This is a genomic window from Paraburkholderia phosphatilytica (genome assembly GCF_003443895.1).
GTDB lineage: Bacteria > Pseudomonadota > Gammaproteobacteria > Burkholderiales > Burkholderiaceae > Paraburkholderia > Paraburkholderia phosphatilytica.
In genome coordinates this window covers 264,221-277,868 of the sequence record NZ_QQOA01000002.1, presented here as the reverse complement: position 1 = coordinate 277,868, position 13,648 = coordinate 264,221, and the positions used below count along the sequence as shown (strand labels likewise).

At 64.7% G+C, this 13,648-nt stretch carries 15 protein-coding genes, 1 tRNA gene and 1 pseudogene; 9 read left to right on the top strand and 8 right to left on the bottom strand.

Features of this window, described 5'->3' with window-relative positions; all coding sequences use genetic code 11:
* Nucleotides 1-37: 37 nt before the first annotated feature.
* From ssuC to DVS29_RS03040, 4 genes are all read left to right on the top strand, one after another.
* On the top strand, nucleotides 38-874 hold the full coding sequence (ssuC, locus tag DVS29_RS03055) for an aliphatic sulfonate ABC transporter permease SsuC (RefSeq protein ID WP_118178963.1): 837 nt from the start codon (nucleotides 38-40) through the stop codon (nucleotides 872-874).
* Complete coding sequence (locus tag DVS29_RS03050) at nucleotides 874-1,854, top strand: ATP-binding cassette domain-containing protein (RefSeq protein WP_118178962.1); 981 nt, start codon at nucleotides 874-876, stop codon at nucleotides 1,852-1,854. The genes ssuC and DVS29_RS03050 overlap by 1 nt, the downstream gene beginning before the upstream one ends.
* A 56-nt stretch (nucleotides 1,855-1,910) precedes the next feature.
* Entirely contained in the window at nucleotides 1,911-2,129 is a 219-nt protein-coding gene (locus tag DVS29_RS03045; RefSeq protein ID WP_118178961.1) for a TOBE domain-containing protein, read from the top strand.
* Nucleotides 2,130-2,213: 84 nt separating this feature from the next.
* Nucleotides 2,214-2,630, top strand: coding sequence for a surface-adhesin E family protein (locus DVS29_RS03040; protein ID WP_118178960.1), 417 nt, complete (start codon nucleotides 2,214-2,216; stop codon nucleotides 2,628-2,630).
* A gap of 79 nt (nucleotides 2,631-2,709) precedes the next feature.
* Here the strand turns inward: DVS29_RS03040 and DVS29_RS03035 are convergent.
* Nucleotides 2,710-2,785 (bottom strand) — tRNA-His (locus tag DVS29_RS03035).
* Between the two features lie 88 nt (nucleotides 2,786-2,873).
* A complete protein-coding gene (dusA, locus tag DVS29_RS03030) occupies nucleotides 2,874-3,875 on the bottom strand; it encodes a tRNA dihydrouridine(20/20a) synthase DusA (RefSeq protein WP_118178959.1) in 1,002 nt (333 codons plus the stop codon).
* Between the two features lie 294 nt (nucleotides 3,876-4,169).
* Here dusA and DVS29_RS03025 point away from each other — a divergent pair, with 294 nt between their 5' ends.
* A complete protein-coding gene (locus DVS29_RS03025; protein ID WP_118178958.1) occupies nucleotides 4,170-4,433 on the top strand; it encodes a hypothetical protein in 264 nt (87 codons plus the stop codon).
* 270 nt (nucleotides 4,434-4,703) lie between these two features.
* Nucleotides 4,704-4,994 (top strand): hypothetical protein, encoded by a 291-nt coding sequence (locus DVS29_RS03020; protein ID WP_118178957.1) that lies wholly within the window; start codon nucleotides 4,704-4,706, stop codon nucleotides 4,992-4,994.
* Nucleotides 4,995-5,089: 95 nt separating this feature from the next.
* Here the strand turns inward: DVS29_RS03020 and DVS29_RS03015 are convergent, their stop codons facing one another.
* Nucleotides 5,090-6,646: a hypothetical protein gene (locus tag DVS29_RS03015; RefSeq protein ID WP_118178956.1), complete on the bottom strand. Its 1,557-nt coding sequence runs from the start codon at nucleotides 6,644-6,646 to the stop codon at nucleotides 5,090-5,092.
* 300 nt (nucleotides 6,647-6,946) lie between these two features.
* Between DVS29_RS03015 and DVS29_RS03010 the strand changes: the two genes are divergently transcribed.
* Nucleotides 6,947-7,999: an NADP(H)-dependent aldo-keto reductase gene (locus tag DVS29_RS03010; RefSeq protein ID WP_118178955.1), complete on the top strand. Its 1,053-nt coding sequence runs from the start codon at nucleotides 6,947-6,949 to the stop codon at nucleotides 7,997-7,999.
* A 231-nt stretch (nucleotides 8,000-8,230) separates the two neighbouring features.
* Nucleotides 8,231-8,653 (top strand): hypothetical protein, encoded by a 423-nt coding sequence (locus tag DVS29_RS03005; RefSeq protein ID WP_118178954.1) that lies wholly within the window; start codon nucleotides 8,231-8,233, stop codon nucleotides 8,651-8,653.
* 60 nt (nucleotides 8,654-8,713) lie between these two features.
* On the opposite strand, the gene DVS29_RS03000 is transcribed toward DVS29_RS03005, so the two are convergent.
* The gene (locus tag DVS29_RS03000) at nucleotides 8,714-9,541 is read right to left on the bottom strand and encodes an ABC transporter permease (RefSeq protein WP_118178953.1); all 828 of its coding nucleotides are present in this window, start codon (nucleotides 9,539-9,541) and stop codon (nucleotides 8,714-8,716) included.
* Nucleotides 9,542-9,598: 57 nt separating this feature from the next.
* Nucleotides 9,599-10,516 (bottom strand): annotated as a pseudogene (nodI, locus tag DVS29_RS02995) (nodulation factor ABC transporter ATP-binding protein NodI); the annotation flags it as partial.
* Between the two features lie 687 nt (nucleotides 10,517-11,203).
* Between nodI and DVS29_RS02990 the strand changes: the two are divergent.
* A complete protein-coding gene (locus DVS29_RS02990; RefSeq protein WP_118178951.1) occupies nucleotides 11,204-11,668 on the top strand; it encodes a universal stress protein in 465 nt (154 codons plus the stop codon).
* An 87-nt stretch (nucleotides 11,669-11,755) separates the two neighbouring features.
* On the opposite strand, the gene DVS29_RS02985 is transcribed toward DVS29_RS02990, so the two are convergent.
* The 3 genes from DVS29_RS02985 to lexA all read right to left on the bottom strand — a co-directional run bounded on the left by DVS29_RS02985 (nucleotide 11,756) and on the right by lexA (nucleotide 13,645).
* The gene (locus DVS29_RS02985) at nucleotides 11,756-12,463 is read right to left on the bottom strand and encodes a DUF2939 domain-containing protein (RefSeq protein WP_118178950.1); all 708 of its coding nucleotides are present in this window, start codon (nucleotides 12,461-12,463) and stop codon (nucleotides 11,756-11,758) included.
* A gap of 146 nt (nucleotides 12,464-12,609) precedes the next feature.
* Nucleotides 12,610-12,975 carry a hypothetical protein gene (locus tag DVS29_RS02980; RefSeq protein WP_118178949.1) on the bottom strand — a complete coding sequence of 122 codons (366 nt, stop codon included), beginning with the start codon at nucleotides 12,973-12,975 and terminating at the stop codon, nucleotides 12,610-12,612.
* 19 nt (nucleotides 12,976-12,994) lie between these two features.
* Nucleotides 12,995-13,645, bottom strand: a complete 651-nt coding sequence (gene lexA / locus DVS29_RS02975) for a transcriptional repressor LexA (protein ID WP_118178948.1) — start codon at nucleotides 13,643-13,645, stop codon at nucleotides 12,995-12,997.
* Nucleotides 13,646-13,648: the final 3 nt, after the last annotated feature.

Here is a 13,648-nt window from a genome sequence, read left to right as displayed (position 1 = left end):
CGCGCGCAGGTTTCTGCGAAGAAAGGAGTCACGGAATATGGCCGACATCATTGCCCATCCCGCCGCCGGGCCCGCGGCGAAGTCCGACGCAGCGGAGGCGCTGCGCCGCGTAGGCGTCGCGATCGCGCCGTGGCTTGCGCCGCTCGCGATCCTGCTCGCGTGGGAGTTCGCGGCGCGCAGCGGCGTGCTATCCACGCGCGTGCTGCCCGAACCGCTCGCGGTCGTGAAAGCCGCACGGTCGCTCGTGCAGTCCGGCGAAATGTGGGCCGACGTGAAGATCAGCGCGTGGCGCGCGCTGGCCGGCCTCGCGATAGGCGGAAGCGTGGGGCTCGTGCTCGGTCTCGCGACGGGGCTGTTCAGGCCGTTCGAAATCGCGCTGGATTCGACGGTGCAGATGATCCGCAACATCCCCGCGCTCGCGATGATTCCGCTCGTGATCCTGTGGTTCGGCATCGAGGAGCAGGCAAAGATTTTCCTCGTCGCGCTCGGTGTGTTTTTCCCGATCTACGTGAACACGTTTCACGGCATCCGGTCGGTGGATGCCAACCTGATCGAGATGGCGCGCAGCTATGGTGTGAAGGGCTTTCCGTTATATCGCGACGTGATCCTTCCGGGTGCGTTGCCGTCGATCCTCGTTGGCCTGCGTTTCGCGCTGGGGCTGATGTGGGTGATGCTGATCGTCGCGGAAACGATCTCCGCGCAATCGGGCATCGGCTACATGACGATGAACGCGCGGGAGTTCCTGCAGACCGACGTCGTGGTGGTCGGCATCCTGCTGTACGCGGCGCTCGGCAAGATCGCCGACGTGCTCGCGAAGTCCATCGAGCGCGTAACGCTGCGCTGGCATCCGGCCTATCAACGAGGAGCGAAGTGATGAGTGCGACCAGCCTGACGGCATCGTTCGGCAGTATTGCGGGCCGCGATCTCGATGTGGAACTCGCACAGCCGCGCACGCTCGATCACGACGCGCGCGAGGCCGCGCTGAGCGACGAAAGCGACGTTATGCACGCACGTCGCGAAGGCGTGGCCGTGGCGCCTGCGACTTTGCGCGAGCTTAGCGAAACCGATCACGCGGTGGAACTGCGTGGCGTCGTGAAGCAGTACGGCGAGCGGACCGTGCTGTCGAACTTCGATCTGTCCATCGAGCGTGGCAGCTTTGTCGCGATCGTTGGGCGCAGCGGCTGCGGGAAGTCGACGTTGCTGCGGCTCGTCGCGGGACTCGAAGCGCCGAGCGGCGGCGAACTCGTGAAGCGCGCGAAAGACGGCAGCGCACTCGATACGCGAATCATGTTTCAGGACTCGCGCCTGCTGCCGTGGAAGACGGTACAGCAGAACGTGATGCTTGGCCTCGGACGCGGCGCGCGCGACGAGGCGAGGGCGGTGCTTGCCGAAGTCGGGCTGCTCGAACGCGCGAACGACTGGCCTTCGCAGCTTTCCGGCGGCCAGCGGCAACGCGTGGCGTTGGCGCGTGCGCTCGTGCACCGTCCGCAACTGCTACTGCTCGACGAGCCGCTCGGTGCGCTCGACGCGCTCACGCGCATCGAGATGCATGCGCTGATCGAGCGGCTCTGGCGCGAGCATCGCTTCACCGCGCTGCTGGTCACGCACGACGTGCATGAAGCCGTCGCGCTGGGCGACCGGATCCTGCTCGTCGAAGACGGCCGCATCGCGCTCGACCAGCCGGTGCCGCTTGCGCGGCCGCGTGCGCGCGCTTCGGCGGGATTTGCCGCGCTCGAGGACGAGGTGCTGCAACGGGTGCTGAAAAGCACGCCCGACGACACGCATCGCGGCGCGGCGCGCGACGAGCGCTATGAGCGCGACGTGCGGCCGAGCGAAGTGCGCTGGGCCGTTTGATTTCCTTTTCTTTTGTTCAGTTCACACATCAGGTCGACTCCACGGAGCACAACGCTATGGCCATTACCGCAATCAACGTACGCAACCAGTTCAAAGGCAAGGTCAAGGAAATCATCCGCGGACCGGTGGTGTCCGAAGTCGACGTGGAGACTTCGTTCGGCATCGTCGTCACGTCCGTGATCACGACGCGTTCGATCGACGAGCTTGAGCTGAAGGTGGGCGCCGAGGTGGTGGCGCTGGTGAAGTCGACGGAGGTTTCGATTGCGAGGCTTTGAGACTGAGTGAGTCGCATCTCAAGCATGCGCAAACCGCGCCGATAACCTGAAAGACGAATATCACGCGTTCGCACAAGCAAGCGCGTGAACACGAAAATTCAGGGGTTCGGCATGATCGCGAAGTGGCTGTTCGGGGCGGTGCTCGCAGTGGCATCGAGCGTGGCGTTGGCCGGCAACTGGGTGTTCGTCGGCAATGCCGGGACGCAAGACTTTTACGTCGACACGACCTCAGTTCTACGGGATGGCAACAACGCCCGGATCTGGGCCGACTCGACCTACAACAACGCAACCGTGCTTCACGGCGACACGAAAGCCACCGCCTACATACTCGCCCACTTCTCTTTCGATTGCGCGATGCGTGTCGGGCATCTCATTGCGCTGACAACCTACGACATGGATCGGCACGTCATTCACGCGACGACGTTCGATGAAGGGCACACGGTGGATTTCGCGCCGGATACGATCGGCGATGCGATTATGCGCAGGGCTTGTTATCGGTGACGCGAGGAAAGGGTAGAACGGGTAGTACTGACAACTACGCTGAGAACTGCAGAGGGATTTGCTACAGCGAGAAGTAAGTTGGGGTGGCTGATGGGACTCGAACCCACGACGACAGGAATCACAATCCTGGACTCTACCAACTGAGCTACAGCCACCACTGACCAACTTGTTTGGCTCACCGAGAAATGGCTCACCGATCAAGAAGCGAGATTATACAAACGACTTTTGCGTTTGCCTAGCCCCTTATTCAAACATTTCGCTCGGCTCGCGCAGATGACGACGCGCTTCATCGAAGATCGCGAGATCGGCGCGCGCGAGCGCCTTGTTGTCCGAAAGCACACGGCGCCAGCCACGCGCGCCTGACACACCGCGATACAGCCCCAGCGCATGTCGCACGATCGCGCCCAGATACGTGCCGCGCGCGAGTTCGGCCGCGCAGTACGCGATCAGCTTTTCCTCGACCTGTTCGCGCGTAAGCGGCGTTTCGGTGGAGCCGTAGAAACGCGCATCGATGTCCGCGAGCAGATACGGGTTGTGATACGCCTCGCGACCGAGCATCACACCATCGACATGTTTCAGGTGCGCGTCGATTTCATCGAGCGTCTTGATGCCGCCGTTGATGATGATCTCGAGCGCCGGGAAGTCGCGCTTCAGCTGATACGCGTACTCGTACTTGAGCGGCGGAATCTCGCGATTCTCCTTCGGGCTCAGGCCCTTCAGGATCGCGTTGCGCGCGTGCACGATGAACACCTCGCAGCCCGCCTCGGACACCGTGCCGACGAAGTCGCGCACGAAGCCGTATTCCTCGACCGCATCGACGCCGATCCGGTGCTTCACCGTCACCGGCACCGAGACAACGTCACGCATCGCCTTCACGCAGTCCGCCACCAGTTGCGGCTCGTTCATCAGGCACGCGCCGAACGCGCCGCGCTGCACCCGTTCCGACGGGCAGCCGCAGTTCAGGTTGATTTCGTCGTAGCCCCACTGCTCGCCGAGCTTCGCCGAACGCGCGAGGTCGTCCGGCTCGCTGCCGCCGAGCTGCAGCGCGACGGGCGCTTCGTCCGCCGTGAAGGCGAGGTGCCGCGCCACGTCGCCGTGGATCAGCGCACCCGTCGTCACCATCTCCGTGTAGAGCCAGGCGTGGCGGGACAGCATCCGGTGCAGCGAGCGGCAATGGCGGTCGGTCCAATCCATCATCGGCGCCACGGTGACGCGACGCGGGCTGGAAACTTGATCAAAAGGCATAAAAAGCGGGTTCGGAAAGGCTAAAAGCGCGGTAAAGCGGGCTGAAAAGCGACCTTGCATTTTACCGCAACCGGCGTCGTGAGCCTCGACGGACCCATTGCGCCCTATTGAAATCCCCGTCCCACAAGGCTTCTTGCCATTGTTCCCAGCGAAGGAATAGTAAATTCAAATTATCGAGACAAAGAATCGATAGTAGGGGTATACACTGCATCTCATCGATGTTGCAACGCGACGTAACCGACCTCGCTTCCGCAGCGTCTTTCGTAACCCGAAAACTCTATTGGAGGTAACACCATGAACACCAAGCTTATCGCTGCTGCCCTGATCGTTGCTTCGACCGCCTTTGCTGCTCCTGCTTTCGCAAGCGGCTACGGCCCGGCTCCCCACTACAACCCGACCATCGGCGCCCCGGCTTCGCAACAAGGCCAAAGCGCACAGACGGTTGCCGCCGAGCAGAACGCTGCTCGCGACAACTCGGCTTACGGCGGCGTGAACAACGTGTCGTCGCAATCGGGTGTCCGTACGCCGGCCAACCAGGCTGTATTCTTCGGTCACTGATCGCCGGCCGTATCCACTCGATGGGTACCGGACGGGAGACGTTCCCGTCCAACGCTGGATAGAGAAGTTGAAAGCGCCACCTTCGGGTGGCGTTTTTGTTTTGATCGACTGTTGATCGACGCTTCGCCGGACCGAGGTCCGGGCATTGCTTGACCAGCGGTGATGTCGTACCGGATTCGCGCGAGACCTGCGAACTTGCTGCGAGGCGCGGAGTCCACTCGGCGAGAGACTAGTCACTTGGCGGCGAGGGCGCCGCCTGGGAGCGATCGAATGAACCGCATTCATTTCACGCAGCATGCATCGACTGTCGCGGCGATCGCGGCTCGCGTGGCTGTATTCGCGGCTTGCGCGTGCACGAGCGTGATGGCGTTCGCGCAGAAGGAGCCAGCGGCCAGCGGCAGCGACGGCGCCGACGCATCGATGGTGAAGCCGCCGCAATCCGCCGCGAGCGGCGCAAGCGCGCACAACCCCGACAACATGCCGATCAAGCGTCCCGACCAGACCACCAACGACCGGATGTTGCATGCGCCGCCGCCGGCTAGTGCGGCGATTGCGAAGTAGCGAGCGTACAAGTGAAAATGGCGGCGCATCCGCGCCGCCATCTGTCACAAGCCGACCCATACCGTCGGCCGCTATTGCTTCCCCTTCACTCCCCCTCACTCCACCTTCACCGAATACGCCTCCCACTCCCGCTGCGCGCCAAAATCCACCAACATATTCCTCAGCGTCTCCGCCGCAGCCGGATCAGTCGCATAAAGACTCACGACAGAATCGTCCGCCGTAACCCGCTTCTGATTCAAAACCAGCTCACCCACCTTGATCCACGAAGCCGGCCGGTCCGGAAACCACGCGCTATACACGAACGCATAGCGCACGTGATGCGCGGCCATCAGCGCCGGCATCCAGTTCGATGCAGGATCGTGCGCCACCCGGTGCCGCAGCGCGTCGGCGGAACCGAGCCCCCACAGGTCGAGCGTGTACTGCCCCGAACGCAGCGCGACGAGCCCAAGGTCGTTCACTGCCACCGGCGCGTTCAGCATCCGCGCGAGCCGCGCCGTTTGCGCCTGTTGCGACGCGACGTTGGCTGCCGCGAACGGCGTCTGCAACGTCGGCTTCACGAGCATCGAAAGCGCGAGCGGCAGCAGCAGCATCGCCGGCAACAGCTTGCCGCCCACGCGCAGCGCGAGCCGCGCGCTCATCGCGACGACGAACAGCAGATAGAACACCTCGTAGCGCCCGAACCAGCCATTGCGGCCGAACAGGAAGTACAGCACGCTCGCCGCGAGCACCACGCCGAAGCGCGCGCGATCCGTTCTCCACAACACGCGCAGCACCCACGCGAGCGGAATCGCGAGGAAGCCATAGATCACCAGATTCGAGCGCAGGTTCGCGAGCAGCGCGGCCGTCTGGCCGAGCCCCGTCTTCGCCATCACCGAAGAAGGCAGCAGCCCGAGCCCGTTCGCGTACAGGAACAGCGAGAAGCCGACCATCACCACGCCGATGATCGACATCGACACGATCGCCTCGCGCCGGTATCCGCGCACGAAGAGGAACGCCAGCACCGGCACCGAGATCGCGAGCCCCTCGTAGCGCACGAGCGGCAGCAGCGTGATCGCCGCGATCACGTGAAACGGCAGCGTCGCAGTCGCTTCGAAGCGCTTTCTGAGCACCGGCAGCACCGGCAGGATCGCGACGGCGGTCAGCAGCACCTGCAGGCTGTGCTCCATCCCCGTGAACACCAGCCCGACCAGATTCAGCGAGAGCGTCAGCAGCGCCGTGATCGTGTAGCGCGGCGTTGCCGGCATTCCCGCGAACATCCGGTGAATCACCGCGACGGTCGCGAACAGGCACACGGCGTTGATCGCGAGCGGCACGTATTCGAACGCCGCGCCAAGCGTCGCGAACGGCGCCAGCAGGAACGGCCACAAAATGCTCGAACTCGGCGCCGACAGCTCGCTCGCATTGATCCCGTAATGGCCATGCCACAGGTTTCGCGCGAGTGCGAGATGGATGTACGGATCGTCGAGCGTGTACGTGAAATTGCCGTGTGTCGTGCCGAGCACGAGCAGCAGCATCGCGACGAACGGCAGGAGACCGAACAGCCCGACCGCGATCGCCGTTTCGCGCGCGTGCGCGGGACGGTAGGCAAGGTGAGCGGCAGTCGGCGGCGCCTGACGGGCGCGTTCTATCTGAATGACATTGCGAAAGATCATGAGTGTGTTCCCCGGGGGCGACGCAGATGGACGCTGCGCGGCGACGAGGCGATGTTTTTCTTCTGACAGCATCGCGTTGGCCGACCCTGTGGACTCTAGCCGCGCGGCCCGGGTGCGACTGTGCGATGGCGCACGCCTTCGGACGGTTGCTCGCGGGTTGGGCATCGCTGCGGTATGTGTCGGCGGCCGTCCCGGCGAGCCTGCAACTGTCGCGCTGCCGTGGTAACTTCGCGGGTTCAGTAGTTTCGCTGCGGACCGCACTCAACGGCGCACCCAACCGTTCACCAGACAGGACTTTCGATGGAATACCGCAGACTCGGCAATTCAGACGTGCAGGTGAGCCTGATCGGCCTCGGCACAATGACGTGGGGCGAACAGAACACGGAAAGCGACGCGCACGCGCAGATCGACTACGCGCTCGAGCGTGGCGTGACGCTGATCGACGCGGCCGAAATGTACCCGGTGCCGCCGCGTCCGGAGACGCAAGGGCTGACCGAGCGCTACATCGGCACGTGGCTCGCAAAGAACCAGGCGCGCCGCGATTCGATCGTGCTGGCCACGAAGATCGCGGGTCCCGCGCGTCAGCCGCATAACCCGCGTCATATTCGTGGCGAGGGCAACCAGTTCGACCGCAAGAACCTGACCGAAGCGCTTGAAGGCAGCCTCGCGCGTCTGCAGACGGACTACGTCGACCTGTACCAGCTGCACTGGCCCGATCGCAGCACGACGACCTTCGGCCGCGGCGCGTATCCGTGGGTGGACGACGCGTACACGGTGCCGATCGAGGAAACGCTGTCGGTGCTCGCGGACTTCGTGAAGGCGGGCAAGGTGCGCCATATCGGCGTGTCGAACGAAACGCCGTGGGGCGTCGCGCAGTTTCTCCGCGCCGCGGAAAAGCTCGGTCTGCCGCGCATCGTCAGCATCCAGAATCCGTACAGCCTCGTGAACCGCACGTTCGAAACGGGCCTGTCGGAGTTCACGCATCGCGAAGGCGTGGGCCTGCTCGCGTATTCGCCGATGGCGTTCGGCTGGCTGTCGGGCAAGTACGAGGGCGGGGCGCGGCCCGAGGGCGCGCGCATCACGCTGTTCGAACGCTTCGCGCGCTATAGCAAGCCGCAGTCCATCGAGGCGATCTCGCGCTACGTCGCGCTCGCGAAGCGCCATGAGCTGTCGCCCGCGCAGCTCGCGCTCGTGTTCGTCAACAGCCGGCCGTTCACCACCAGCAACCTGATCGGCGCGACGTCGATCGCGCAGCTGAAGGAGAACATCGCGAGCGTCGACGTGAAGCTGTCGCCGGAGATCCTCGCCGAGATCGACGCGCTCCACGACCGGCAGCCGAACCCGGCGCCTTGATGGACCAAAGCGGCCCCTGGCCGCCCTCGGGCGGCAAACGGCAAAGAAAACGCGCATCGCCGCCGTGACCCGTCGCAAGTTGACTATCCTGTGATCATGCGATGCCCGGCGGCGCGCCCGCCAGTGGTACGATTCGACGGACAGGTCCGGTCGGGGCGCGATGGGGTCGCGGTGGAGTCGCAATTGGGCCGGTTCCGGCGGCCGGACAGTCTTTTGAATCCAGGAAAACGAATGGCGCAGCAAAAAACCAATCCGAAGCTTGAGCAGGCGCTCACCCGCGGCGACCTCGCGATCCGTCAGGCGAATTCCGCCCGCGCCACCGCGCTGCTTCGCGCGCTCGGCAAGATGATCGTCGAGGCATCCGGCACGATCGGCGTCGAAGCCTCCACGTCCGTTCCCGACGGCGACCGCATCTATGACCCGGCCGATGGCCTGTGGCCGCAGACGCTCCTCGTGTCGCTCGACGGTCCGGTCGAAGAGGCCGATCCCGACGAAGTCCGCACGGTCCGTCTGCTGTCCGACACGCCGGCCACGGTGTTTCGCGTCGAATGGCATCGCGCCGACGGCAAGCTCGGCCGGCAGGACGGCGGCCCGTTCGCCACCGTCGCGTTCATCTCGGACGTCGATATCCCCTGGTCCGACGACGAAGACTGAGTTTCTACGTCGTCGTGCTACAGGGGGCAGCGGCTCGCGTGAGCGCCGAAAGCGGTCAGGTCAGCGCATCATGCGCCGCCGGAACAGCACGGCCGCGATCAGGAACGCCACCACCGTATAGGCGGCCAGCACGCCCAGATGCAGCCATGGGTCGTCGAGCGGGCGGCCCAGCATCGCCGGGCGGATCAGTTCCACCGCGTTCGCAAGCGGCAGCACCTGCGCGACGGCGCGTGCGGCTGCCGGCAATTGCGCGAGCGGGAAGAACACGCCGGAGAGCAGCAGCATCGGCGTGAGCGCGAGCGTCTGGTAGAACATGAAGAAGTCGTACGACGGCGCGAGCGCCGTCACGATCATCGCGACGCTCGCGAACGCGAGGCCCGCAAGCGCGATCACGGGCAACGCGATCAGCATCGACGGGAACGTCGCGTAGCCGAGCACGCCTGCCACCAGCATGATCGCCGCACCGGACAGCAGCGCCTTGCTGCCGGCCCACATCACTTCACCGAGCACCACGTCGCCGAGCGACAGCGGCGTGTGCATGATCGCCTCCCACGTGCGCTGCACGTGCATGCGCGAGAAGCCCGAATACATCGCCTCGAAGCTCGCGGACATCATCACGCTCGACGCTACCGTGCCGGCCGCGAGAAACGCGATGTACGACACGCCGTCCACGTGCCCCACCATCAAACCGAGCCCGAAGCCGAGGCCGAACAGATAGATCATCGGGTCCGCGAGATTGCCGAACATCGACGCGAGCGCGAGCTTGCGCCACACGAGGTAGTTGCGGCGCCACACCGACACCCAGTTGAACGGCGTGGCGGGCAGGGCGACGAGTCGTTCGCGCGATGGCGCCGCGCGGTCGGGTTGGTCGTAGGTACGGGCGTCCATGGAAGTGTGTGTCGTGTCGGGTTGACGCTATCGGGTGACGTTGCTTCGGCGCATGCCTCAGTCCTGCATCTCGCGGCCGGTGAGGCGCAGGAACACGTCCTCGAGATTCGCCGGACGGTGGATATAGCGCAGGTCCGGCCGTTTCGCGAGCCGCTCGTGGATCGGCTGCGCATCGGTGACGTAGCAGAACAGCGTCTCGCCGCTGATGTCCGTGCGCACCGACAGCGGCGCGAGTTCGTCGCGCAGCGCAACCGGGTCGGGTCCAAAAATCTCGACGACGTCGCAGCCGATCTCGGACGCGATCAATTCTTTCGGCGCACCTTCCGCAATCTTGCGCCCTTCCTCGATCACGCACAGCCGGTCGCACAGGCGTTCGGCTTCCTCCATGAAATGCGTGGTCAGCAGGATCGTCTTGCCGCGCGCGAGCAGCGAGCGCAGACGTTCCCAGATCAGGTGGCGCGCCTGCGGATCGAGACCGGTGGTCGGCTCGTCCATGATCAGCACGTCGGGATCGTTGACGAGCGCGCGGGCGAGCGTCAGGCGCCGCTTCATGCCGCCCGACAGTTCGTTGACCCGCGCATCCGCCTTGTTCTCCAGCCGCGCGAATTCGAGCAGCGACGGCACCATTGCGCGCGTTTCGGCCGCGGTGAGACCGAAGTAACGGCCGAATACGAGCAGGTTCTCGCGGACGGTGAAGTCGGGGTCGAGATTGTCGAACTGCGGCACGACGCCGACGCGCGCTCGTGCATGCCGCGCGCGCGACGGAATCGGCTCGCCGCACAGGCGGATCGCGCCGGCATCGGGCGCGGCGATACCGAGCAGCATGCGCAGCGTGGTTGTTTTGCCGGCGCCGTTCGGCCCCAGCAGGCCGAAGCACTCGCCGCTCTGGACATGGAACGACAGACCGTCGACGACCGTTTTGTCTCCGTAGTGCTTCCTGACGTCGTGAAACTCGATGGCGGGTGCTGACATGGATGAATGCGTGCTCCCGGCCGCGTGCTGAGCGTGCGACCTGTCGTTATCTCGATGCGCCGGCGCGACGACGTGATGGCGGACAAAACCACGTGTGCGCGGAGGCGGCTGCCTATTCTAGGGCATCGAACGTATCGGTGTTGTGCCGCGCCGCAGCGCAGGCGGCGGGGCGGCGCGACGATGATGACGTCGATGGACCGGTTGATCTTCGCGGCTGGCGGCTTCGATCGAGATAATCCGGATGCCGAATCAATCGACTTGCGACTGTCGTTTATGTCGCTTGAGGGATGCGTGGTATCCGGGACCATCGGCGTGGAGACTCCGCTCCATGTCACCCGGCCATGCTGGCGTGGCCGCACCCGACACGGGCCCACACCTGGTTCGGACTTTGCTACTCCATTCATGCGTGCGGCGGGTTGACCCGCTTCTGTGCGTGCTTTCTGTGCATGAACCTGTGGAATCACATCGCTTGAAGCGCTTGCAGAATGCATGCGCACAGCGGGTGTGCAGCAGATGTGCAATGAACGTGCGGATCCAGCGACGATTGCCAGGTCAATCATTGACCCGTGCGACGTATTCAGGGTGAACCACTAGACGGGATCACTAAGCGTTTTCCATCTCTTGTCACGTCGGGTGCGCCGCACCATGATTCAATCGATTACCGCGAATGCCGCGGGGAGGGAGACCAATATGGCCAGTTATCAGAAAATCCTGCTTTGTTACGACGGCTCCCGCGAGGGCCGAAAAGCACTGCGTTGCGGTGCCGATCTCGCGCTGGATCTGAAGGCGGAGACGCATCTGCTATCCGTCGTCGATATGCGTTCGAGCATTGCGCAAAGCGCCGGTCTGTTGACCGACGTCGCGTGCGGCAGCTTCGAGAAAACCGCGCGCGACATTCTTCAGGAAGGCGTCGACTGGTTGACGGAGCGGGGCGTGCGCGCGCAGGGACACTTCGCGTTCGGTCATCCGATCGACGAAATCGCCAACCTTGCGAACGAGTTGCACGTCGACCTGGTGGTGGTTGGACACCGCTGCCGCACCGGCCTGTCGCGCTGGTGGATGGGCGCGGGCAACACGCCGCTGCTCGACCGCGTGTCGTGCAGCATTCTCGTGGCCTGCTCGTCCGCTCAGGAAGTGCAGCAAGCCGCGGCTTGAAGCCGCGCTGCGGTGCTCGGCGCCGCTACGCGGCGTCGAAGTCTTGCCCACGGCGCTCGTCACGTTGACGTGGCGACCGCCGCGGCGTCAGCCGTTCAGATCCACCGCCGACAATTTCCACGACCACACCCCATCGCGACGGAAGATCGCCGAATAGCGCGTATCGCCGACGCCATGCTGGTAGGTCACCACGAACTCATTGAGCCCGCGATAGCCGGTCGTGGTTTGAGGCGGCTGTGGCGGTGCGCCCTGCGGTTGGGCTGGCGCGCCGGGCGCGTTGCCCGTCGCGGGCGGCTGTGACGGTGCAGGCACGTTCGAGCCGGCCGGACCTTCGCTACCGGAAAGCGGTGCTGCCGGCGGCGCGGGTGGGCGCTCACCCGGATTGCCACGCGGCGGCATGCCATTCAGGATCGCGGCGACACCGTCGGGCGTTGCATACGAATCGACGAGCGGACCGATCAGCGCCGCGCCGATCATCGCGCCGATCACCGCGAACGGACTGCCTCGCCCGCTTGCTTCGAGCCGCCGCGTGAGCAGACCGGTGACCTGCTGCTTCAGGCTGTCGCGTAGCGACGGGAAATCGACGTATTGATTGACCGTTGCCGCGTCGCGCGCATCCGCGGCGCGTTTCAGTCTATCCAGCGCGATATACGGCGTGGCGTACAGCCATGCGAGCAACGCGACGATCAGGATCGCGACGACGGTACCCGTCAGCCAGCGCACTGCGCGCGGCCGGCCGGGCGGATTGCCGCCGGGACTATTGCTACTGGGAAATTTGCCTGCTGGAACACCCATCGGTTCGACACTCCATAAAGGACGATGTGAGATGGACTGTTCGCAGCGGGGAATGATTCCTTGAATGGTGTGTGACTGCCTTCATGCGTGCCTTCATGCTCCCTTGATGGCGACCACACGCACTTCACACACGGATCACACGTGAGTCACGCGCCGAGCGCGGCGCGCTCTTCATCGATGCAGCGATCGATCATCTGGCAGACCGCGTCCATCGTGCCGACCATAATGGTGCGCGACGGGCCGTGATACACGCGTACCGGCGCGCGGCGTGCGGGCTCCGAATTAAGGCCTGCGTTCAGCGACACGCGGGCGAAAGCCGGCTGCGCGGACGGCAGCGCCGGTGCGGGCTCGGCATCGCGATCGAACAATGACAGCGTGCGTTGCGCCGCGGCGCGCGACGTGGCCCCGGCAACCGAGGCGACCGACGCAAGCGAGGCGCACGAAGCCACCTGGCGCAGATGACGCAGACGGCCGAACTGGCGGAAAGGCAACAGGCGGGCGAGTCGTTCCATGGGATTCTCCGGTCGGCGTTCAGAATTCGGTGGGGCGGATCAGGCCGACCGCAATGCCTTCGAGCGCAAATTCGGCGCTGCCGGCCTGAACGAAGATGTTTTCATAATCGGGGTTTTCGGCGATCAGCTCGATGCCGTTCGGCCGGCGCTTCAGGCGCTTGACCGTGACGTCGTCGCCCAGCCGTGCGACGATGATCTGGCCGTCTTTCGCTTCACTGCGCTTCTGCACCGCGAGCAGGTCGCCGTCCAGAATGCCCGCGTCGCGCATGGACAGGCCGCGCACCTTCAACAGGTAATCGGGCTTGCTCGAGAACAGCGCCGGGTCGCACGCGTAGTGCTGCGACACGTGTTCCGTAGCGAGGATCGGGCTACCGGCCGCCACCCGGCCAACGAGCGGCAGCGACAACTGCATCAACCCCGCCGACGGCAGCGTGAACTGGTGCGGCGCGTCTTCCGAGCCCATCAGCAGACGGATGCCGCGCGAAGCGCCCGCGGCGAGTTCGATCACGCCCTTGCGCGCCAGCGCCCGCAGATGTTCTTCCGCCGAGTTCGCCGAGCTGAAGCCGAGCTCGGCCGCGATCTCCGCGCGCGTGGGCGGAAAGCCGGTGCGCTCGATCGCGCGGCGGATCAGATCGAAAACCTGCTGCTGACGTGCGGTGAGTTTGGTCATGAG

What these genes read in the sequence shown, in the direction of transcription:
- DVS29_RS03010 (WP_118178955.1), top strand. Translation starts at nt 6,947, where the DNA reads ATGGAATACCGCAGACTCGGCAATTCAGACGTGCAGGTGAGCCTGATC.
- DVS29_RS03020 (WP_118178957.1), top strand. Translation starts at nt 4,704, where the DNA reads ATGAACCGCATTCATTTCACGCAGCATGCATCGACTGTCGCGGCGATC.
- DVS29_RS03015 (WP_118178956.1), bottom strand. Translation starts at nt 6,646, where the DNA reads ATGATCTTTCGCAATGTCATTCAGATAGAACGCGCCCGTCAGGCGCCG.
- DVS29_RS02990 (WP_118178951.1), top strand. Translation starts at nt 11,204, where the DNA reads ATGGCCAGTTATCAGAAAATCCTGCTTTGTTACGACGGCTCCCGCGAG.
- DVS29_RS03005 (WP_118178954.1), top strand. Translation starts at nt 8,231, where the DNA reads ATGGCGCAGCAAAAAACCAATCCGAAGCTTGAGCAGGCGCTCACCCGC.
- DVS29_RS02980 (WP_118178949.1), bottom strand. Translation starts at nt 12,975, where the DNA reads ATGGAACGACTCGCCCGCCTGTTGCCTTTCCGCCAGTTCGGCCGTCTG.
- DVS29_RS03000 (WP_118178953.1), bottom strand. Translation starts at nt 9,541, where the DNA reads ATGGACGCCCGTACCTACGACCAACCCGACCGCGCGGCGCCATCGCGC.
- DVS29_RS03025 (WP_118178958.1), top strand. Translation starts at nt 4,170, where the DNA reads ATGAACACCAAGCTTATCGCTGCTGCCCTGATCGTTGCTTCGACCGCC.
- lexA (WP_118178948.1), bottom strand. Translation starts at nt 13,645, where the DNA reads ATGACCAAACTCACCGCACGTCAGCAGCAGGTTTTCGATCTGATCCGC.
- DVS29_RS03045 (WP_118178961.1), top strand. Translation starts at nt 1,911, where the DNA reads ATGGCCATTACCGCAATCAACGTACGCAACCAGTTCAAAGGCAAGGTC.
- ssuC (WP_118178963.1), top strand. Translation starts at nt 38, where the DNA reads ATGGCCGACATCATTGCCCATCCCGCCGCCGGGCCCGCGGCGAAGTCC.
- DVS29_RS02985 (WP_118178950.1), bottom strand. Translation starts at nt 12,463, where the DNA reads ATGGGTGTTCCAGCAGGCAAATTTCCCAGTAGCAATAGTCCCGGCGGC.
- dusA (WP_118178959.1), bottom strand. Translation starts at nt 3,875, where the DNA reads ATGCCTTTTGATCAAGTTTCCAGCCCGCGTCGCGTCACCGTGGCGCCG.
- DVS29_RS03050 (WP_118178962.1), top strand. Translation starts at nt 874, where the DNA reads ATGAGTGCGACCAGCCTGACGGCATCGTTCGGCAGTATTGCGGGCCGC.